Raw genomic sequence first — 19,459 nt, forward strand, 5'->3', positions numbered from 1 at the left:
CGCCCGGTTACATTCCGAACCCGGAAGCTAAGCCTCACAGCGCCGATGGTACTGCAGGGGGGACCCTGTGGGAGAGTAGGACACCGCCGAACAATCTTTGGAGGACCCCTGGTCCCAGCGTTCAGCTGGGACCAGGGGTCCTTTTGTTTTTAGAATGACTTGCAGTACCGAAGACAGGAGTCACCATGTCCACCAACTCTCCCGACGACCGACCGGAGCGCGACCAACGGCGACGGGACAGTGGTGACCGCAGTGACCGTGGCGGGTACCGAGGCGACCGCGGTGACCGTGGCGACCGCGGTGGCTACCGCCGGGACAACGACCGTGGTGGCTACGGCCGTCGCGACGACCGCCGTGGTGACGACCGCCGTGGTGACGACCGCAGGGACGACCGCCGCGGTGACGACCGTGGTGACCGCGGTGGCTTCCGTCGCGACGACAGCCGTGGTGGCTACGGCCGTCGTGACGACCGCCGCGATGACCGGCGGGACGACCGTCGGGACGGCGACCGTGGGCCTCGTCCCGCGTACCGCCGCGACGACCGTTCCGGTGGGCCGCGTCGGGACGACCGTGACCGTGGCTTCCGTCGTGACGACCGCGGTGACCGCGGCGATCGTCCCTCCTACCGCCGCGATGACCGCCGTGATGACCGTGGCGAGCGCCGGGACGACGACCGCGGCGGCTACCGCCGTGACGACCATCGCGGTGGCTATGGTCGTCGTGACGACCGCCGTGACGACCGCCGTGATGACCGCCGTGATGACCGCCGTGACGATCGCCGCGATGACCGCCGTGATGACCGTCGTGACGATCGCCGCGATGACCGCCGTGACGGTGACCGGGGCGGTTACCGCCGTGACGACCGTGGCGATCGGCGGGACGGCGACCGTGGGCCTCGTCCCGCGTACCGCCGTGACGACCGTTCCGGTGGGCCGCGTCGGGACGACCGTGGCGACCGCGGTGGCTACGGCCGTCGCGACGAGCGCCGGGACGACCGTCGCGGTGAGGACCGCGGCGAGCGTGGCGGTTTCCGGCGTGACGACCGCGGCGGTGACCGCGGCGGATACGCCCGCCGTGACGACCGTGGTGACCGTGCCGAGCGCACCGACCGCGGCGAGCGTGGCGGCTTCCGCCGTGACGACCGCGGCGGATACGGCGGCGACCGCGGCGGATACGGCGGTGGCCGTCGTGACGACCGCGGCGGGCGCCCCGGTGGCTTCCGTGGCCGGCCCGGTGACGACCGGCGCGGTGGTGGCGGCCGTTTCCGTGAGGAGCGCGAGCGGGACCGTGACCGTGAGCCGATCAAGCGGCTGCCGATCCACGAGGACGTCACGGGCGACGAGATCGACAAGGACGTACGGCAGGAACTGCTGAGCCTCCCGAAGACGCTCGCGGAGGACGTCGCCAAGAACCTGGTGATGGTCGCGCGGCTCATCGACGAGGACCCCGAGCGCGCGTACGGGTACTCCAAGGTGGCCCTGCGCCTGGCGTCGCGCGTCGCCGCCGTCCGCGAGGCGGCCGGGTTCGCCGCGTACGCGAACCAGAAGTACAGCGAGGCGCTCGCCGAGTTCCGGGCCGCGCGGCGTATGACCGGCAACATGGAGCTGTGGCCGGTCATGGCCGACTGCGAGCGTGGGCTCGGGCGGCCGGAGAAGGCGCTGGACATGGCGGGCGCCGCCGAGGTGCACAAGCTGGACAAGGCCGGTCAGGTCGAGATGCGGCTCGTCGCCGCCGGCGCCCGGCGTGACATGGGGCAGCTGGATGCGGCGATCGTGACGCTGCAGAGCCCCGAGCTGGCCTCCAGCTCCGTGCAGCCCTGGACCGCTCGCCTGCGCTACGCCTACGCCGACGCCCTGCTGGCCGCCGGGCGTGACAGCGAGGCCCGTGAGTGGTTCGCGAAGGCCGTCGAGGCGGACCGCGACGGCAGCACGGATGCCTCCGACCGGCTGGCCGAGATGGACGGTGTGGAGTTCGTCGACGCCTTGGACGAGGGCGAGAACGACGGCGAGCACGACAGCGACAGCGACAGTGACGGCGACGCCGAGTCCCAGGACGCCTCCGAGGAGGACGGCGACAAGGACTGACGTCCGTCGGTGAGAGAGTGAGAGAGGGCGGGATCCCGGGCAACCGGGATCCCGCCCTCTTCGTGTCAGAGGTCCAGCGCGCGCAGCACAAGCCCCGACGCCGGCTTCGGGCCGAACGACGTCGACTTGCGGGGCATCGTGACGCCCTCGCGGGCCAGGTCGAGTACGACCTCCTCGCGGACCGGGTGCAGCAGGACCGCCGTGCCGCCGTTGCGCTCCGCCTTCTCGACCGTGGCGGCCGCGTCGTGGATGTAGGCGATGTGCGCGGAGGAGTCCTCGGGGATGTGCCAGACGTGTTCGAGGAGCGCCGCGTGCAGGACCGTGGCGTCCAGGGTGCGCCAGGCCGCGGGACGGTCGGCGGGGACCGTGCGGGTCAGGAGATCCGGGTCCGGGTGGTCGATCAGATGGAAGGCGCCGTCGCCGGCCAGCAGGAAGGCGTTGCCGGCGCAGGCCGCGTCCGCCAGGACCTCCAGGGCTTCGGGCAACGGCACGTCGAGGTGCCGTACCCGGAACAGGCCGTCCAGGGACACGAGCGCGTCCGCGACCGGCAGGGCGTGCAACAGTCGGTGGATGGCCCGCACGCGGAGCGGATAGCGGACGGTGTCCACCAGCAGGACCAGGCCGTAGTCCCAGGGGCTGGGAGAGGGATGCTCCGCGCGTAGACGCAGATATGTGGCCCAGCGGTGGTGTCCGTCGGCGATCAGGGCCTGACGCTGGGACAGGTCCGACTGGACGAGGGCCACTTCGGCGGGGTCGGTGACCGACCACAGGCAATGGTGGAAGCCGTCCTCGGTGGTCGTCGAGAGCAGCGGGGGCTGTTCGGCGGTGCGTTCGACGACGTCGGACGCGAAGCCGTTGCCGCGGTAGGTCAGGAGCAGGGGCTCCAGGTTCGCCGAGGTGGCGCGCATCAGGGCGGCGCGGTCGGCGACGATGGGCGGCATGACGTCCTCGTGCGGCAGGACCACGCCCTCCTCGGGCTCCGAGACGCGCAGGGCGCCGATGATGCCGCGTTGCAGCATGCCGTTGCCGTCGCTCTGCTCGTAGATGTACAGGCCCGGCTCGGGGTCGGTGGTCAGGACGCCCTCGTCCAGCCAGCGGCGCAGGGTGTCGGCCGCCTGCTCGTTGCCTGCGCTGGGGGTGCCGGCCTGCGGAAGGATCAGCCGGACGATGTTGTACGGATCGGCCGATTGGAGGTGGTGCAGGCCGTCGGGGCGGACGACGACGTCGTAGGGCGGGGATGTCACGGCGGCCAGGCTGCCGACCCGGTCGGGGTCGTAGCGAAGGCCTCGGAACGGGGTCAGTTCCAGGCCTCGGCGCGCCGTTGCTTCCGAGTGACCTGCAGTGTTCATCCCGGCATCGTACGTGTGTCGGTGGCATGCGGGATGATCGGTGGGTGAGCGAGCGAACGAGGAGCGATGTGGAATGAGCCAGGGCGTCAGGACGAGGCCCGAGGACAGTGGCCGGCCCCTGAGCGAGGCGTACGACACGGCGCTGCTCGATCTCGACGGGGTGGTGTACGCGGGCGGGAACGCGATCGTGCACGCGGTCGAGTCGCTGGCCGTCGCGCGTGCGGGAGGCATGCATCTGGCGTACGTCACCAACAACGCGCTGCGGACTCCGGACGCGGTGGCCGAGCATCTGAGCGAGCTGGGGATACCGACGGGCGCCGGTGATGTCATCACCTCCGCGCAGGCGGTGGCGCGGCTGATCAGCGAGCAGGTGCCGGCGGGGGCGCGGGTGCTGGTGATCGGCGGTGAGGGCCTGCGGGTGGCGCTGCGCGAGCGCGGTCTCGATCCGGTGGAGTCGGCGGACGACGACCCGGCGGCGGTGGTGCAGGGCTACGGCGGCCCCGACCTGACCTGGGGACGGTTCGCCGAGGCGTCGTACGCGGTCGCGCGCGGGGTGCCGTGGTTCGTCTCGAACACCGATCTGACGATCCCGAGCGGGCGCGGGATCGCGCCGGGCAACGGCGCGGCGGTGGAGGTCGTACGGATCACCACGGGGGCCGAGCCGCAGGTGGCGGGCAAGCCGTTGCCGCCCATGCACCGGGAGACGGTCCTGCGGACGGGTGCGAAGCGGCCGCTGGTGGTCGGGGACCGGCTGGACACGGACATCGAGGGCGCGTTCAACGGCGAGGTCGACTCGCTGCTCGTGCTGACCGGCGTCACCGACGGCGCCCAGCTGCTCGCCGCGCCGCCGCAGCACCGGCCGACGTACGTCGACGCCGATCTGCGCGGGCTGCTCACCGGTCAGCCGGAGATCACCCGGGAGGGTGAAGGCTTCCGGTGCGGCGGCTGGACGGCCACCGCGGGGAGCGTGGGCAGGCTGGAGCTGGAGGGCGACGGCGAGGCGCTCGACGGTCTGCGGGCCCTGTGCGCGGCGGCCTGGACGGCGGCCGGAGAGGGCTCGTGCGAGCTGGACGGAGGGAAGGCGCTGGCGCGGCTCGGGCTCTGAGTGCCGTGGGTGGGTGAGCCCGCGGGGCGCGTGAACCTGTGCGCCCCCGCCTCGGCATCGAGGTCGCATGCGAGGGTAGGCTAACCTAACCTCGTGTTGGTCGACAGTCCTCCCGAACAGCGCGCGGAGACCGCCCCCGCGCCCCCAACCCGCCGGGCGATACGGGCCGTTGGGCTCGTCGCCGCCGTGGCGATCCTGGTGCTCGTCGCCCTGGCGAGCATCGCGATCGGCGCGAAGGCGCTCCCGCTGGACCAGGTCTGGCACGGCCTGTTCCACGACTCGGCGACATACGGCGACGTCGTCGTCGACGAGCGGCTGTCGCGCACCGTCCTCGGTCTGCTCGCCGGCGCCGCGCTCGGCCTCTCGGGCGCGGTGCTGCAGGCGCTCACACGCAATCCGCTGGCCGACCCCGGGCTGCTCGGCATCAACGCGGGTGCCTCCGCCGCCGTCGTCACCGCCATCACCTACTTCGGCGTCACGAGCCTGAGCGGGTACGTGTGGTTCGCGTTCGCCGGCGCGGCGGCGGTCGGCGCGCTGGTCTGGTTCCTCGGCGGCAGCCGGGGCGCCACACCGGTGCGCCTCGCGCTCGCCGGTACGGCCGTCAGCGCCGCGCTGTACGGCTATCTCCAGGCCGTGATGATCATGGACGACGCGGCGCTGGGCAAGATGCGCTTCTGGACGGTCGGTTCACTGGCCTCGGCGACCGACTCGACCATCCTGCAGGTGCTGCCGTTCCTCGCGGTCGGCACCCTCCTCGCGCTCGGGCTCGCCCGGCCGCTGAACGCCGTGGCGATGGGCGACGACACCGCCCGCGCCCTCGGCGCCGACCTCAACCGCACCCGGGCCCTGGCGATGCTCGCCGCCACCGTGCTGTCCGGCGCCGCGACCGCGGCCTGCGGGCCCATCGTGTTCGTCGGCCTGATGGTCCCGCACGTCGTGCGCTCCTTCACCGGCCCCGACCTGCGCTGGATCCTGCCCTACGCGACCGTCCTGTCGCCGGTGCTGCTGCTCGGCGCCGACGTCATCGGCCGGATCGTCGCCCGGCCCTCCGAACTCCAGGTCGGCATCGTCACCGCGATCCTCGGCGGTCCGGTCTTCATCTTTCTCGTACGACGGCGGAGGACGGCGCAGCTGTGAAGACCCCCCAGACGAGCCGCGCGGGCCGCGCCCTGCGCACGCCCGGCGGGCTCTCCGTCCGGCTGGACGTCCGCACGCTGATCGTCGTCGTCCTGCTGCTGGTGGCCGCGCTCACCGCGAGCGTGCTGCTGATCGGCACCGGCGACGCCGAGATCCCGGCCGCCGACGTCCTCAGGACGCTGGCCGGGAACGGCACGGCGTTCCAGGACTTCATCGTCAACGAGCTGCGGCTGCCGCGTGTCCTGGTCGGCCTCCTGGTCGGCGCCTCGCTGGGCCTCGGCGGCGCCCTGTTCCAGTCCGTCTCGCGCAATCCGCTGGGCAGCCCCGACGTGCTCGGTCTCTCCCAGGGCTCGACGGCCGGCGCGCTCGTCGTGATCGTGCTGACGTCCGGCTCCGCCGACGAGGTCACCGTCGGCGCCCTCATCGGCGGCCTGGTCACCGGGCTCGCCATCTATCTGCTCGCCTGGAAGCAGGGCGTGCACGGGTACCGGCTGGTCCTGGTCGGCATCGGCGTCTCCGCCGTCGTCACCGCCGTCAACGGCTATCTGCTCACCAAGGCCGACCTCGTCGACGCGGCCCGCGCGGTCGTGTGGATGACGGGGTCCCTCAACGGCCGCGACTGGAGCCAGGTCCGCCCGCTGCTCGCGCTGTGCGCCGTCCTCGTACCGCTCGTCCTCGCGAACGCGCGCGGCCTCAGGATGCTGGAGATGGGCGACGACGTCGCGTACGCCCTCGGGGTGCCCGTGGAGCGCGTACGGCTGCTGATGCTGGTCTCGGCCGTCCTGCTCACCGCGGCCGCCACCGCCGCCGCGGGCCCCGTCAGCTTCGTGGCGCTCACCGCGCCGCAGCTCGCCCGGCGCCTGACCCGCTCGCCGGGCCCGAACCTGGTGCCCTCCCTGTGCATGGGCGCCGCCCTGCTGGTCAGCGCCGACTGGGCCGCGCAGCGCGTCTTCGGCGCCGACCAGCTGCCCGTGGGCGTGGTCACCGGTGTCCTGGGCGGTGTCTATCTGCTCTGGCTCCTTGTCACCGAGCGCAAGGCAGGCCGGATATGACCGCGACCGGCGCGTCGAACAACCGAAGGAGCACTGTGAACCGCCTGTCCGCCGAGGACGTCACCCTCGCCTACGACCAGCGCGTCATCGCCGAGCAGTTGTCGGTGGAGATCCCCGACAACTCCTTCACGGTGATCGTCGGCCCGAACGCGTGCGGCAAGTCGACGCTTCTGCGGGCGCTGTCCCGGATGCTGAAGCCCAGCCGGGGCCGGGTGCTGCTCGACGGGCAGGTCATCCACTCGATGCCCGCGAAGAAGGTCGCGCGGACGCTCGGTCTGCTGCCGCAGTCGTCCATCGCGCCCGACGGGATCACCGTCGGCGACCTGGTGGGCCGCGGCCGTTATCCGCACCAGGGCCTCCTGCGCCAGTGGTCCGCCGAGGACGAGCGGGTCGTCCAGGAGGCGATGGCCCGGACGGGGGTCGCCGAACTCGCCGACCGGTACGTCGACGAGCTGTCCGGCGGTCAGCGCCAGCGCGTCTGGATCGCCATGGCGCTCGCCCAGCAGACCCCGCTGCTGCTCCTCGACGAGCCGACCACCTATCTGGACATCCAGCACCAGATCGACGTCCTCGACCTGTGCGCGGAACTGCACGAGGAGCAGGGGCGGACGCTGGTCGCCGTGCTCCACGACCTCAATCACGCGGCCCGTTACGCCACGCATCTGATCGCGCTCAGGAGCGGCCGGGTCATCGCCGAGGGCGCCCCGAACGACATCGTCACCGCGGAGCTGGTCGAGGAGGTCTTCGGACTGCGCTGCCAGGTCATCGACGACCCGGAGACGGGCACGCCCCTGGTGGTGCCAGCGGCGCGCGGGGCCCGCGCGGGAGCGAAGGTCGCCGCTACAGAAGCTTCCTGAGGCGGAACAGGTCGAGCAGGCTCGCCTCCAGCCTCACCCGGCCCGAGCCCCAGGCCTTGGCGAAGTTCAGTCCGCCGTCGACCAGGGCCACCATGTCGTCGCCGGCCATGGTGAGCCGGATCTGGGTCTTCCTGGGCGGCGGTCCCGGAAGGGTCTCGTCGACCACGATCCGGCCGTCGGTCATCCGGCCGAGGAAGGTGACGTCCAGGTCGGTGACGTAGCAGCTCACCGAGCGGTCCAGGGCGGCGGCCTCGCGGACGCCGCCCTCGGCGTCCTCCATGTTGTCCGAAAGCTTTTCGAGTGCGTCGCGGCACTCCTCGATCGTGGCCATCGCGATCGACGTTACCTCAGTGGTTCGAGGTAGCGTCTGGGCATGAACGACGCAGCGCCGGAGACCGAGGGCCCGCAGGAAGCGGTGGTCGAACCCGAGTACGACGCCGAGTACGACCCCGCCGCGCCCGCCCCGCTGGAGGTCCCGCGCACCCCCACCGGCAGCGCCGAGGTCGACGACCGGCTGGAGCGGCTGGCCGACGCGGACCACCTCGCCACCGACGGTCACATCGAGGTGTACGAGGATGTACATCGGGGGCTGCGCGACGCGCTCACCGCGCTCGATGCCCGCCCGGGACCTCCGGCGCCCCCGTCGTCATTCCAGAGCAGGAGCTGAACCGAACGTGGCAGGAGTCGCACGCCGTCGTCTGGACGCGGAGCTGGTCCGCCGGAAGCTCGCGCGCTCGCGCGAGCACGCCAGCCAGCTGATCGCCGCCGGACGGGTCACCGTCGGCAAGACCGTCGCGACGAAACCGGCCACACAGGTGGAGACCGCCGCCGCGATCCTGGTCCGGGACGACGACAGCGACCCGGACTATGTGTCCCGGGGCGGCCACAAGCTGGCCGGCGCGCTTGCGGCCTTCGTGCCCCAGGGGCTCGTCGTCCAGGGGCGGCGGGCGCTGGACGCCGGCGCGTCCACCGGCGGCTTCACCGACGTCCTGCTGCGGGCGGGCGCCGCGCATGTCGTCGCCGTCGACGTCGGTTACGGCCAACTCGCCTGGTCTCTCCAGAATGATGAACGCGTCACCGTCAAGGACCGTACGAACGTACGCGAGTTGACGCTTGAAGCGATCGATGGGGAACCTGTGGATCTTGTCGTGGGTGATCTGTCCTTCATCCCGCTCGGCCTGGTGCTGCCCGCCCTGAAGCGGTGCGTGCAGCCGGACGCCGACCTGGTGATGATGGTCAAGCCGCAGTTCGAGGTGGGGAAGGAAAGGCTGGGGAGCGGGGGAGTCGTACGGAGTCCGCAGCTGCGGGCGGAGGCCGTACGGGGCGTGGCCGACAAGGCGTGGGAACTGGGGCTCGGTGTGCGGGGGGTCACCGCCAGTCCACTGCCCGGACCGTCCGGCAATGTCGAATACTTTCTGTGGCTGCGGGCCGGAGCACCGGAACTGGACCCGGCCGATGTTGACCGTGCAGTGGCGGAGGGGCCGCGTTGACACAGAACCGAGCTCGTACTGTTTTCCTGCTCGCCCACACCGGGCGGCCCGCGGCGATCCGCAGCGCCGAGCTCGTGGTCAAGGGGCTGCTGCGGTCCGGCGTCGGCGTACGGGTCCTGGAGTACGAGGCGCGCGATCTGCCGCTGCCCGAGGAGGTGGAGCTCGTCGAGGAGGCGACTCCGCAGAGCCTCGACGGCTGCGAGCTGCTGATCGTGCTCGGCGGTGACGGCACGCTGCTGCGCGGCGCCGAGTTCGCCCGCGCGTCCGGCGTGCCGATGCTCGGCGTCAACCTCGGCAGCGTCGGGTTCCTCGCGGAGGCCGAGCGCGACGACCTCGACAAGGTCGTCGACCGGGTGGTGAGCAAGGCCTACGAGGTCGAGGAGCGGATGACCGTCGATGTGGTCGTGCACCGCAACGGCGACATCGTGCACACCGACTGGGCGCTGAACGAGGCGGCCGTGCAGAAGGCGGGCGCCGAGAAGCTCCTCGAAGTCGTGCTGGAGATCGACGGACGGCCGGTGACGGGCTTCGGGTGCGACGGGATCGTGCTGTCGACGCCGACCGGGTCGACGGCCTACGCCTTCTCCGCGGGCGGGCCCGTGGTGTGGCCCGAGGTCGAGGCGCTGCTGATGGTGCCGATCTCGGCCCACGCGCTGTTCGCGAAGCCGCTCGTCACCTCGCCGGAGTCGGTGCTCGCCGTGGAGGTGCTGCCGCACATTCCGCCGGGCGTGCTGTGGTGCGACGGCCGGCGCACCGTCGAGCTGCCGCCGGGAGCGCGGGTCGAGGTGCGGCGGGGAGCGGTGCCGGTGCGACTGGCCCGGCTGCACCACGCCTCGTTCACGGACCGGCTGGTGGCGAAGTTCGCGCTGCCGGTCTCCGGGTGGCGGGGCGCGCCTCACTAGCTCGCGCGGGTGACATCGGGTGCTCGATGCGCAATCGTCACCTGCACCTTCACACGATGGGGGCGGGGGCCGTCGCACTTCCCCGCCCCGACCTCGTATGGTCTTGTGCGTGCTGGAAGAGATGCGGATACGGTCGCTCGGAGTCATCGACGATGCCGTCGTCGAGCTGTCGCCCGGGTTCACCGCCGTCACCGGTGAGACGGGTGCGGGCAAGACCATGGTGGTCACCAGCCTGGGGCTGTTGCTGGGCGGGCGCGCGGACCCGGCGCTCGTACGGATCGGCGCGGGCAAGGCGGTCGTCGAGGGGCGGATCACCGTGCCCTCGGGTGCCGCCGTGGTCGTACGGGCGGAGGAGGCCGGTGCCGAGCTGGACGACGGGGCGCTGCTGATCAGCCGTACCGTTTCCGCCGAGGGACGGTCACGGGCCCATCTGGGCGGGCGCAGCGTGCCCGTGGGGGTGCTCGCCGAACTCGCCGACGAACTGGTCGCCGTGCACGGGCAGACCGACCAGCAGGGTCTGCTCAAGCTGTCCCGGCAGCGGCAGGCCCTCGACCGGTACGCGGGCGAGACGGTCGCCGGGCCGCTGGCCAAGTACACGGAGGCCTACCGGCGGCTGCGTGCCGTCTCCGCCGAGCTGGAGGATATCGTCACGCGCGCGCGTGAGCGGGCGCAGGAAGCCGACATCCTGCGGTACGGGCTCGACGAGGTCGTCGGCGTCGAGCCGCGGGCCGGCGAGGACGTGGAGCTGGCCGAGGAGGCCGAGCGGCTCGGCCACGCGGAGGCGCTGTCGTCCGCCGCGACCGCCGCGCACGCCGCTCTCGCCGGCAACCCCGAGGACCCCGAGGGCATCGATGCTTCGACGCTCGTGGCGGGCGCGCACCGGGCCCTGGAGGCCGTGCGCTCCCACGACCCGGCACTGGCCTCGCTCGCCGACCGCATCGGCGAGATCGGGATCCTGCTCGGCGACGTGGCGGGCGAGCTCGCCGGGTACGCCGACGACCTGGACGCCGATCCGCTGCGACTGGCGGCCGTGGAGGAGCGGCGGGCCGCGCTCACCGCGCTCACCCGCAAGTACGGCGAGGACATCAACGCCGTACTGGCCTGGGCCGAGCAGGGCGCCGCGCGGCTGACCGAACTCGACGGCGACGACGGGCGGATCGGCGAGCTGACCGCCGAACGGGACGCGCTCCGTACCGAGCTGAGCGGTCTCGCCCAGGCGCTGACGGACGCGCGCACGGAGGCCGCCGAGCGGTTCGCCGCCGCCGTGACCGCCGAACTGGCCTCCCTCGCGATGCCGCACGCGCGCGTGTCCTTCGACATCCGGCAGACCGAGGACCCCGAGGGCGTCGAGGTCGGCGGGCGCACGGTCGCCTACGGCCCGTTTGGCGCAGACGAGGTCGAGCTGCTGCTCGCGCCGCATCCGGGCGCGCCGCCGCGGCCCATCGCCAAGGGCGCGTCCGGCGGTGAGCTCTCGCGCGTGATGCTCGCCGTGGAGGTCGTGTTCGCGGGGACCGACCCGGTGCCGACGTATCTCTTCGACGAGGTCGACGCCGGTGTCGGCGGCAAGGCCGCCGTCGAGATCGGCCGGCGGCTGGCACGGCTGGCGAAGACCGCGCAGGTCGTCGTGGTCACCCACCTGCCCCAGGTCGCCGCGTTCGCGGACCGGCAGCTGCTCGTGGAGAAGACCAACGACGGGTCGGTCACCCGCTCCGGCGTGAAGGTCCTCGAGGGCGAGGAGCGGGTCCGTGAACTGTCCCGGATGCTCGCGGGTCAGGAGGACTCGCAGACGGCCCGGGCACACGCCGAGGAGCTGCTCGCCGCGGCCCGCGCGGACGGCTAGGAGGGCCGCCTTCTAGGCTGGCCGGATGATCACCCGTACTCGAAGGACCGGCTCGTTCGTACTTGCCGCCGCGCTCACCGCCGCCGCGGCCGCCGCTCTGCGCGCCAAGGCGCCGGGCGGACGGGAGCGTTGGGAGCGGAAGAACCACGCGGGGCGGACCGTCGGGCTGTACGCGGGCGCCGCGTCCGCCGGGGCCACCGCGGTGGCGGCCTGGCGCACGCACCCCGCCGCCGGGTTCGCGGTGCTGGCCTCCGGGGCGTGCGGGGCCTACGACGACTTGGCCGGGGCCGGTGACCCACGGCGCGGCTTCCGGGCGCATCTGGCCGCGCTGCGCGAGGGCGAAGTCACCAGCGGCGCGGTCAAGTTGGTCGGTGTCTCGGCCGCCGGGCTGGTCGCGGGGGCGGTGTTGAAGGAGCGGTTCCTCGACCAGGTGCTCGCGGGGGTGGTGATCGCCGGCGCCGCCCACTTCGTCAACCTCGTGGACGTACGGCCCGGTCGGGCCGCAGGCGCCGTGCTCGCGCTCGGGGCGCCGGGCCTGCTGCGGAAGGGACCGGGGGCCGAGCTGGCCGCGGTCGCGATGGGGGCCGCGGCGGCCGTGCTGCCCGAGGATCTCGGTGAGCGCGTGATGATCGGTGACACGGGGGCGCACGCCCTGGGCGCGTCTCTCGGCACTGCCATCGTCGCGGGCAACGAGCGCGCCGGACTGCTCGCGCACGCCGTCGCGGTGGTGGCCGCGGCCGTGTGCGGCGACCGGGTGAGCGAGTTGGCCCGTTCGCTGTGACGGGTCACGGGGTCTGACCTTCGTACAGACACTCCGGGGTGTTCGGCCGGTCCGGGATTTTCGACACCCGTGTGGGTGACGCGATCCCCGCGAGGCGAGGCGGGGCCGAGCACCGTGCGCCTCCGCCCAGTTCCCGGAACACCCCTCAGTCCTGGCATCCTTGGCAGGGAACGCGGTACGCGTAGGAGGCGCGCGCGGGGTCATCCCCTCGCCGATACCTTCTGTACGTTTCTTCGTGACCGCCCGACGCCGAACCAGGAGCCCCGGCCACGTGAGCCACGTGAGCAGCAACTCGCCGCACGGTCAGTCGCCGCTGCGCACCGTGCAGGTGCTGGGCGGAGGCAACGCCGGCAGCAGCGCGCACGTGCGTTCCCTGGCCGCCGGGCTCGTCGCCCGGGGCGTGCGCGTCACGGTGTGCGCCCCCGCCGAGGCCGACCGCGCCTATGACTTCACCGGTGTCGGCGCCGAGCACGTCCACATCCCGCGCAGCAGCGACCCGGGCTCCGTCGCCGCGCTGCGAGCGGTCTGCGCGGATGCCGACCTGGTGCATGCGCACGGACTGCACGCCTCCTTCCGTACCGTGCTCGCGCTCAGCGGCCGGGACACCCCACTGGTCGTCACCTGGCACAACCGGGCGCACGCCGAGGGGGCCCGCGGGCATCTGCTGCGGCTGCTGGAGCGGCGGGTCGTGCGGACGGCGGCCGTGGTGCTCGGCACCACCTCGGACCTGGTGGACCGGGCACGCCGCACCGGCGCCCGGGACGCCCGGCTCGCCGCCGTCGCGCTGCCCGGCCCGCGCCCGCCCGCCGAGGTGGACGACCCCGACCGGCAACCCCCCAAGGTGCGGGCCGAACTCGGCGCCACCGGACGCCCGTTGCTCATCGCGGTCGGCTCCCTCGACCGGCACCGCGGCTATGACGTCCTGCTGGACGCGGCCCGCGCCTGGCGCCGCCTCGACCCTCCGCCGCTGCTCGTGATCGCGGGGGAGGGACCGCTGCGCCCGGAGCTGCAGCGGCGGATCGAGGACGAGGAACTTCCGGTCCGGCTCATCGGGCGGCGCGAAGACGCGCGCGAGCTGCTCGACGCCGCCGATCTCGCGCTGCTGACCAGCAGGTGGGAGCCCCGCTCCGTCCTCGCCCAGGAAGCCCTGCACGCGCGCGTGCCGCTCGTCGCGACCGCCGTCGGCGGCATCCCGGACCTCGTCGGCGACGCGGCCGAACTCGTCCCGTACGGCGACCCGGCGGCGCTCGCCGGAGCCGTCGTACGACTGCTCGGCGATCCCGCGCGCTGCGAACTGCTCAGAGACAGAGGTGTACGGCAGGCGGCCGGCTGGCCGACCGAGGACGAGACCGTGGCCCAAGTCCTCAGCGTTTACGACGAGTTGACCCAGCCGCGCACCTTCTCCTAGGGCACGTGCCGACGGGCGCGCAGGGCCAGGCTCAACGCCAGTACCGTCTGCGGGTCGTCGAGGTCCGTGCCCAGCAACTCCCCGATGCGGGCGAGCCGGTTGTAGAGCGTCTGCCGGTTGAGGTGCAGCTCGCGGGCCGTCTCGGCCTTGCGGCCCGCGTGGGCCAGATAGGTCTCCAGCGTGGGCAGCAGTGGCGGCTTGGAGCGGTTGTCGTGGTCCCGCAGCGGGCCGATGGCGCGGTCCACGAAGGCCGCCAGGTCCGGGTGGTCGCGCAGCCGCCACAGCAGGAGGTCGATGTCGAGGCGGCGCGCGTCGTACCAGGGGCGGTCCGACAGGCCCTGCGCCGCCGTCGCCGTCTCCGCCGCGTGCCGCAGCCCGGCCGACGCCGCGGCCCAGCCGCCGGCCACCCCGACGACCACGACGGGCGGCTGCGCTCCCGGCCGCTGCATCCCGGCCCGCTCCACCCCGGCCCGCAGCGCCGCCGCGACCCGGTCGGCCACGGCCGACCGCTCCGACTCCGACCGCAGCCCGAGCAGCAGCGGCACCCGCCCCTCCACGGGCCGCACGCCCAGCAGGACCGGCACCCCCACCGAGGCCAGCTCCTCCGCGACCGCGCGCGCCAGGACCGCCCAGCCCCCTCCGGGGGCGAGGGCGTCGCCCAGCCGCATCACCACCGGCAGCAGCGGGCTGTTGCCCGGCTTGAAGCCCAGCACCCGGGCCTGCGCGGGCGCGTCCTCGGCCGCGATGCGCCCCTCGGCGAGGTCGGTCAGGAAGTCGCCGCGCCCACGTGCCGCGAGCTCCTCCTCCTGGCGGGCCTGCATCAGCACGACGGCCAGGATGCCGGCGGCCCGCTCGGCGGCGATCCGGTGCACGGGAGCCAGCGGATTCCGCACCGGCAGCAGCACCAGCCGGGCGCGCACCGACCCCGTGCCCGGCCCGCCGCCCGGCACGTCCACCAGCACCGAACCGGCCGACGGCGGCGCGTCCTTGTGCTGGCCGCGCAGCCCCTCCCACACCTGCAGCGGATCCGCACCCTCGGGCCCGGCCCCGGCGGCGTACAGGAGCTGGCCGTCGGTCGTCTCCAGGAACACCGGGTTGCCGCTGAAGTCCGCCAGGATGCCCAGTACCTGCGGCACCCCGCCGCCGCCCAGCAGGGCCTCGGTGCAGCGGCGGTGCACCTCCTCGGCCCGCTGGAGCAGCGCGTAGTGACCGTTGACGATCTCGGTGTGGATCTCCTCGGTGACCGTCACGAACGGCACCTCGCGGTGCAGCTGGACGAGCGGCAGACCGGCCGTCCTCGCGGTGTCGACGAGGGCGGCGGGCAGCCGGGTGAAGCGCGGGCCGAGCTCCACGACCAGGGCCGCGATGCCACGTTCCGCGAGGGTGCGCACGAACGCCCGCTGGTCGGCCGGGCGGGTGCCCAGGCCGTAGCCGGTGGTGAGCAGCAGCTCGCCGCCCTTCAGCAGCGAGGCGATGTTGGGCACCTCGCCCGCGTGCACCCAGCGCACGGTGCGCCCCAGCCGGTCGGCGCCCGCGATGATCTCCGGGAGCCCACTGCGCAGCCCGGGCAGCTCCAGCGCCCGCTGAACGGTGATCCCCGCGCCCTGCGTGTCGAATCCGCTGCCCGCTCTGCTGTCCGTACCGCTGTCCATGCAGCGGACGCTACCTGCGAGAACGCCATGGCGTCAGCTCCGGCGGCAGGCCAGGGCCTGTCGCGACAGTCCCGCCTGCCCGTAGACGCCCGGCACGCTCCCCCGAGCTCTCGGCTGCGCTCGAGCAGGGGGGACCCCCCATGACGCCGCCGGGCCCGCCCTTCGGGCGGACGACGGGACTTTCGCGACAGGCCCTAGACGGGCCGGATGTTGTGGTTGCAGCGGAAGACGTTGTCGGGGTCGTACGTCCGCTTCACCTTCTCCAGCCGCAGCAGGTTCCCGGCGCCCAGCCCCGCGCCGACCCGCTCGGGGCCCTCGTCCCCGACGAGGCCGAGGCAGACGGCACCGGTGGTCCAGGGACGGACGTCGGCGCGGGCGTCCCGTACCCAGGCGAGGGCCCGCTCGTCATCGGCCGGGTCGGCCCAGCGGGCGAAGGGGTGCGCCGTCCAGGACGCGTCCCGGTACGGAACCGGGTACCGGGCAGGTCCGGTGGCGGCGGCGCCACCACCCGGGAAGAGCGTGTACCGGGACCCGCTGGGCACGGGCACCGGAACGGCCTCCGCGCGGGCGCAGAAGGCGTCCACCAGTGCGTCTGGCAGATCGGTCAGGCACTCGGCGGACCAGTGGGCGCGCAGTCCGGGGAAACAGTCCAGCAGGCGCAGTGCCTCGGCGCCCGGGAGCATCGCCTCGTACGGCAGTGCCAGCAGGGGCTCGGCCACCTTGCGCAAGTCCGCCTCGCCGCCCGCGTACGTCAGCAGCGCGCCGTACACCGGCCTGCCCGAGGCCGGATACGTCACGGCTCCGCTCACCTGGCCGGGTCCCGTTCGGATGATCTCGCGAAAGGTACGGACCAGCTCGCGGCCGAACTCGGGGCGGTACAGCAGCAGCGCGACGGAGAACTCCGGCAGCTCGTGCAGCTCCAGGGTCAGCGCGGTGGCGATGCCGAAGTTGCCGCCGCCGCCGTGCAGCGCCCAGAACAGCTCCGGGTTCTCGTCGGGGCTGGCATGGATGCGTTCGGCGCCGGCGGTGACCAGCTCGACGGCGATCAGGCTGTCCACCGCGAGGCCGAAGGCCCGGTCCAGCAGTCCGGTGCCACCGCCCAGGACGAACCCGGCGACGCCGACGGCCGCGGCCGCGGTGCCGTTGGCGGCCAGGCCGTAGGGCCGCGTGGCCCGGTGCAGCCGGCCCATCGTGGCGCCGCCCTCGACCCGTGCGGCCTCCCCGGCCGGATCGACGGTCACCTCGTGCATCCGGCGCAGATCCACCAGGAGCGCGCCCTCGGTCGGGGCCGTGCCGGCCAGGCCGTGGCCGCCGCCGCGCACGGCGATGCGCAGGTCCAGGTCCCTCGCGAAGCGCACGGCGCGGACGACGTCGCCCTCGTCCGCGCACCGCGCGATCACGGCGGGGCGCAGTTCGATCATCCCGCTGAACACGGTCCGGGCCTCGTCGTAGCCCGGATCCCCGGGGGCGAACACCTCGCCGACCAGATCCTCGCGCAGCGCGACCAGGGCCGCGCGCGCCTTGGAGAGGGAAGCCATGCCGCCCCCTTCCGAAGAGGGCCGGTCCGTCCCTTCCAGCCTAGGCGGGCACCCCCACCGGGTCGCGCCCGCCGACCACGCTCCGGCCGAGCCCGAGCCCATGCCGAGCGCCCAGTGCTCCCCGGCAACACCGGGCCAGTCCCGGGCTGCCGCCCCACTCACCCGACCAGGCCGAGCGAGCCGGCCGCATTCACCGGACGACAACGCCCAGCCCGGCGCACTCACCCGAGCACGCCCGGCCGACCCCGCTCAGTCGACTGTGGCCCCGGGAGAACTCAGCCGACCCACCCCAGTCGGCCGTGCCCCAGGCCCGCTCAGCCATGACCCCACTCATCCACCGCGCCCCTGGAGCGTCCAGCCGACTCCGCTCATTCGGCCGCGCCCCTCGGAGCACTCAGCCAACCCCGCCCTCTCCGCCGAACCCCCGGAGGGCTCAGCCGCCGTATGCGCCGGAGGCCGTCAGGCGGAGTGCCGTGTCGATCAGGGGGACGTGGCTGAAGGCCTGGGGGAAGTTGCCGACCTGGCGTTGGCGGCCCGGGTCCCATTCCTCCGCGAGCAGGCCCAGGTCGTTGCGCAGTGACAGCAGCTTCTCGAACAGCTTGCGGGCCTCGTCCACGCGGCCGATCATCGCGAGGTCGTCCGCCATCCAGAACGAGCATGCGAGGAAGGCGCCCTCGTCGCCGGGAAGACCGTCGACGCCCTCGTGCTCGCCCTCCGTCGGGTAGCGCAGGATGAAGCCGTCCGGCGTGGACAGCTCGCGCTGGATCGCCTCGATGGTGCCGATCACGCGCTTGTCGTCCGGCGGCAGGAAGCCCATCTGCGGGATCAGCAGGAGCGAGGCGTCCAGCTCCTTGGAGCCGTACGACTGCGTGAAGGTGTTGCGCTCCTTGTCGTAGCCCTTCTCGCACACGTCCCGGTGGATGTCGTCGCGCAGCTCGCGCCACCGCTCCAGCGGGCCGTCCGCGTCACCGGACTCGATCAGCTTGATGGTGCGGTCCACCGCGACCCAGGCCATGACCTTGGAGTGCACGAAGTGCCGACGCGGACCGCGCACCTCCCAGATGCCCTCGTCCGGCTCGTCCCAGTGGTCCTCCAGGTAGCGGATCAGCTTCAGCTGGAGGAGGGAGGCGTAGTCGTTGCGGGCGAGCCCGGTCATATGGGCCAGGTGCAGGGCCTCGGTGACCTCGCCGTACACATCCAGCTGGAGCTGGTGCGCGGCGCCGTTGCCGACCCGGACCGGGGCCGAGTTCTCGTAGCCGGGCAGCCAGTCCAGCTCGGCCTCGCCCAGCTCGCGCTCGCCCGCGATGCCGTACATGATCTGCAGGTTCTCCGGGTCGCCGGCCACCGCCCGCAGCAGCCACTCACGCCAGGCGCGGGCCTCCTCGCGATAGCCGGTGCGCAGCAGCGAGGACAGGGTGATCGCCGCGTCGCGCAGCCAGGTGTAGCGGTAGTCCCAGTTGCGGACGCCGCCGATGTCCTCGGGCAGGGAGGTGGTGGGCGCGGCGACGATGCCGCCGGTCGGGGCGTACGTCAGCGCCTTGAGGGTGATCAGGGAGCGGATCACCGCCTCGCGGTACGGGCCGTGGTACGTACAGTGCTCGACCCACTCGCGCCAGAACTCCTCGGTCGCCTCCAGCGAGGTCTCCGGCTCCGGCAGCGGCGGCGGCTCCTTGTGCGAGGGCTGCCACGAGATCGTGAACGCGATCCGGTCACCCGGGGCCACCGTGAAGTCGGCGTAGGTGGTCAGCGACTTTCCGTAGGTCTCGGCCTCGGTGTCGAACCACACCGAGTCGGGACCGGCGACCGCCACCGTCCGGCCCTCGTGCTTGTGCACCCACGGCACGACCCGCCCGTACGAGAACCGCATCCGCAGCGCCGAGCGCATCGGCACCCGGCCGGTGACGCCCTCGACGATCCGGATCAGCTGCGGGGCACCGTCACGCGGCGGCATGAAGTCGGTCACGCGCACCGTGCCGCGCGGGGTGTCCCACTCCGACTCCAGGATCAGCGAGTCGCCCCGGTAGGTGCGCCGCGCCGCCGTGGGCGGCTCCGAGTCGGCCGCGTGGGCGGGTCCGAGCCGCCAGAATCCGTGCTCCTCGGTGCCCAGCAGACCGGCGAAGATGGCGTGCGAGTCGAAGCGGGGCAGGCACAGCCAGTCGACTGTGCCGTCCCGGCAGACCAGCGCCGCGGTCTGCATGTCTCCGATGAGTGCGTAGTCTTCGATGCGCCCGGCCACGTGCAACTCCAGTCGAACGGCCACGTCG

General features: G+C 73.2%; 17 protein-coding genes and 1 rRNA gene. 12 read left to right on the forward strand and 6 right to left on the reverse strand.

Going from position 1 to position 19,459, the window contains the following annotated elements:
• Nucleotides 1-92 (forward strand): 5S ribosomal RNA (rrf, locus tag ACFY1J_RS17815); the annotation flags it as partial.
• A 57-nt stretch (nt 93-149) separates the two neighbouring features.
• Here the strand turns inward: rrf and ACFY1J_RS17820 are convergent.
• On the reverse strand, nt 150-1,322 hold the full coding sequence (locus ACFY1J_RS17820) for a hypothetical protein (RefSeq protein WP_390731603.1): 1,173 nt from the start codon (nt 1,320-1,322) through the stop codon (nt 150-152).
• Between ACFY1J_RS17820 and ACFY1J_RS17825 the strand changes: the two genes are divergently transcribed.
• Nucleotides 1,311-2,084, forward strand: coding sequence for a tetratricopeptide repeat protein (locus tag ACFY1J_RS17825; protein WP_390731598.1), 774 nt, complete (start codon nt 1,311-1,313; stop codon nt 2,082-2,084). The genes ACFY1J_RS17820 and ACFY1J_RS17825 overlap by 12 nt on opposite strands.
• Before the next feature lie 65 nt (nt 2,085-2,149).
• Here the strand turns inward: ACFY1J_RS17825 and ACFY1J_RS17830 are convergent, their stop codons facing one another.
• Nucleotides 2,150-3,433 carry a DUF1015 domain-containing protein gene (locus ACFY1J_RS17830; protein WP_390731502.1) on the reverse strand — a complete coding sequence of 428 codons (1,284 nt, stop codon included), beginning with the start codon at nt 3,431-3,433 and terminating at the stop codon, nt 2,150-2,152.
• A 73-nt stretch (nt 3,434-3,506) separates the two neighbouring features.
• On the opposite strand from ACFY1J_RS17830, the gene ACFY1J_RS17835 reads away from it, so the two are divergent.
• The 4 genes from ACFY1J_RS17835 to ACFY1J_RS17850 all read left to right on the forward strand — a co-directional run bounded on the left by ACFY1J_RS17835 (nt 3,507) and on the right by ACFY1J_RS17850 (nt 7,584).
• Nucleotides 3,507-4,538, forward strand: a complete 1,032-nt coding sequence (locus ACFY1J_RS17835; RefSeq protein ID WP_390712167.1) for an HAD hydrolase-like protein — start codon at nt 3,507-3,509, stop codon at nt 4,536-4,538.
• A gap of 93 nt (nt 4,539-4,631) precedes the next feature.
• Nucleotides 4,632-5,675 (forward strand): FecCD family ABC transporter permease, encoded by a 1,044-nt coding sequence (locus ACFY1J_RS17840; RefSeq protein ID WP_390712168.1) that lies wholly within the window; start codon nt 4,632-4,634, stop codon nt 5,673-5,675.
• Nucleotides 5,672-6,727: a FecCD family ABC transporter permease gene (locus ACFY1J_RS17845; protein WP_390712169.1), complete on the forward strand. Its 1,056-nt coding sequence runs from the start codon at nt 5,672-5,674 to the stop codon at nt 6,725-6,727. The genes ACFY1J_RS17840 and ACFY1J_RS17845 overlap by 4 nt, the downstream gene beginning before the upstream one ends.
• Complete coding sequence (locus ACFY1J_RS17850; RefSeq protein WP_390712170.1) at nt 6,724-7,584, forward strand: ABC transporter ATP-binding protein; 861 nt, start codon at nt 6,724-6,726, stop codon at nt 7,582-7,584. Before ACFY1J_RS17845 ends, ACFY1J_RS17850 begins: the two co-directional genes overlap by 4 nt.
• Here the strand turns inward: ACFY1J_RS17850 and ACFY1J_RS17855 are convergent.
• Nucleotides 7,568-7,915 carry a sterol-binding protein gene (locus tag ACFY1J_RS17855; protein ID WP_390712171.1) on the reverse strand — a complete coding sequence of 116 codons (348 nt, stop codon included), beginning with the start codon at nt 7,913-7,915 and terminating at the stop codon, nt 7,568-7,570. The genes ACFY1J_RS17850 and ACFY1J_RS17855 overlap by 17 nt on opposite strands.
• A 42-nt stretch (nt 7,916-7,957) precedes the next feature.
• On the opposite strand from ACFY1J_RS17855, the gene ACFY1J_RS17860 reads away from it, so the two are divergent.
• From ACFY1J_RS17860 to ACFY1J_RS17885, 6 genes are all read left to right on the forward strand, one after another.
• The gene (locus ACFY1J_RS17860; RefSeq protein ID WP_390712172.1) at nt 7,958-8,251 is read left to right on the forward strand and encodes a hypothetical protein; all 294 of its coding nucleotides are present in this window, start codon (nt 7,958-7,960) and stop codon (nt 8,249-8,251) included.
• Between the two features lie 7 nt (nt 8,252-8,258).
• Nucleotides 8,259-9,074, forward strand: coding sequence for a TlyA family RNA methyltransferase (locus tag ACFY1J_RS17865; RefSeq protein WP_363296543.1), 816 nt, complete (start codon nt 8,259-8,261; stop codon nt 9,072-9,074).
• A complete protein-coding gene (locus ACFY1J_RS17870) occupies nt 9,071-9,976 on the forward strand; it encodes an NAD kinase (RefSeq protein ID WP_363296544.1) in 906 nt (301 codons plus the stop codon). The genes ACFY1J_RS17865 and ACFY1J_RS17870 overlap by 4 nt, the downstream gene beginning before the upstream one ends.
• 97 nt (nt 9,977-10,073) lie before the next feature.
• Nucleotides 10,074-11,816, forward strand: a complete 1,743-nt coding sequence (gene recN / locus ACFY1J_RS17875; protein WP_390712173.1) for a DNA repair protein RecN — start codon at nt 10,074-10,076, stop codon at nt 11,814-11,816.
• A 25-nt stretch (nt 11,817-11,841) separates the two neighbouring features.
• Nucleotides 11,842-12,597, forward strand: a complete 756-nt coding sequence (locus ACFY1J_RS17880) for a hypothetical protein (protein WP_390712174.1) — start codon at nt 11,842-11,844, stop codon at nt 12,595-12,597.
• A 271-nt stretch (nt 12,598-12,868) separates the two neighbouring features.
• Nucleotides 12,869-14,005 carry a glycosyltransferase family 4 protein gene (locus ACFY1J_RS17885; protein WP_390731503.1) on the forward strand — a complete coding sequence of 379 codons (1,137 nt, stop codon included), beginning with the start codon at nt 12,869-12,871 and terminating at the stop codon, nt 14,003-14,005.
• Here the strand turns inward: ACFY1J_RS17885 and ACFY1J_RS17890 are convergent.
• From ACFY1J_RS17890 to ACFY1J_RS17900, 3 genes are all read right to left on the reverse strand, one after another.
• Entirely contained in the window at nt 14,002-15,657 is a 1,656-nt protein-coding gene (locus ACFY1J_RS17890) for a PucR family transcriptional regulator (protein ID WP_390731504.1), read from the reverse strand. The genes ACFY1J_RS17885 and ACFY1J_RS17890 overlap by 4 nt on opposite strands.
• Nucleotides 15,658-15,851: 194 nt before the next feature.
• Entirely contained in the window at nt 15,852-17,195 is a 1,344-nt protein-coding gene (locus tag ACFY1J_RS17895) for an FAD-binding oxidoreductase (RefSeq protein WP_390731505.1), read from the reverse strand.
• Nucleotides 17,196-17,628: 433 nt separating this feature from the next.
• Nucleotides 17,629-19,431, reverse strand: coding sequence for a glycoside hydrolase family 15 protein (locus tag ACFY1J_RS17900; RefSeq protein ID WP_390712271.1), 1,803 nt, complete (start codon nt 19,429-19,431; stop codon nt 17,629-17,631).
• Nucleotides 19,432-19,459: the final 28 nt, after the last annotated feature.

This window comes from Streptomyces sp. NPDC001406 (assembly GCF_042895285.1).
Lineage (GTDB): Bacteria > Actinomycetota > Actinomycetes > Streptomycetales > Streptomycetaceae > Streptomyces.

Excerpts from the sequence above, each read along its gene's own strand:
- ACFY1J_RS17830 (WP_390731502.1), bottom strand. The coding sequence starts at position 3,433 with ATGAACACTGCAGGTCACTCGGAAGCAACGGCGCGCCGAGGCCTGGAA.
- ACFY1J_RS17860 (WP_390712172.1), top strand. The coding sequence starts at position 7,958 with ATGAACGACGCAGCGCCGGAGACCGAGGGCCCGCAGGAAGCGGTGGTC.
- ACFY1J_RS17855 (WP_390712171.1), bottom strand. The coding sequence starts at position 7,915 with ATGGCCACGATCGAGGAGTGCCGCGACGCACTCGAAAAGCTTTCGGAC.
- ACFY1J_RS17850 (WP_390712170.1), top strand. The coding sequence starts at position 6,724 with ATGACCGCGACCGGCGCGTCGAACAACCGAAGGAGCACTGTGAACCGC.
- ACFY1J_RS17895 (WP_390731505.1), bottom strand. The coding sequence starts at position 17,195 with ATGGCTTCCCTCTCCAAGGCGCGCGCGGCCCTGGTCGCGCTGCGCGAG.
- recN (WP_390712173.1), top strand. The coding sequence starts at position 10,074 with ATGGTCTTGTGCGTGCTGGAAGAGATGCGGATACGGTCGCTCGGAGTC.
- ACFY1J_RS17880 (WP_390712174.1), top strand. The coding sequence starts at position 11,842 with ATGATCACCCGTACTCGAAGGACCGGCTCGTTCGTACTTGCCGCCGCG.
- ACFY1J_RS17835 (WP_390712167.1), top strand. The coding sequence starts at position 3,507 with ATGAGCCAGGGCGTCAGGACGAGGCCCGAGGACAGTGGCCGGCCCCTG.
- ACFY1J_RS17890 (WP_390731504.1), bottom strand. The coding sequence starts at position 15,657 with ATGGACAGCGGTACGGACAGCAGAGCGGGCAGCGGATTCGACACGCAG.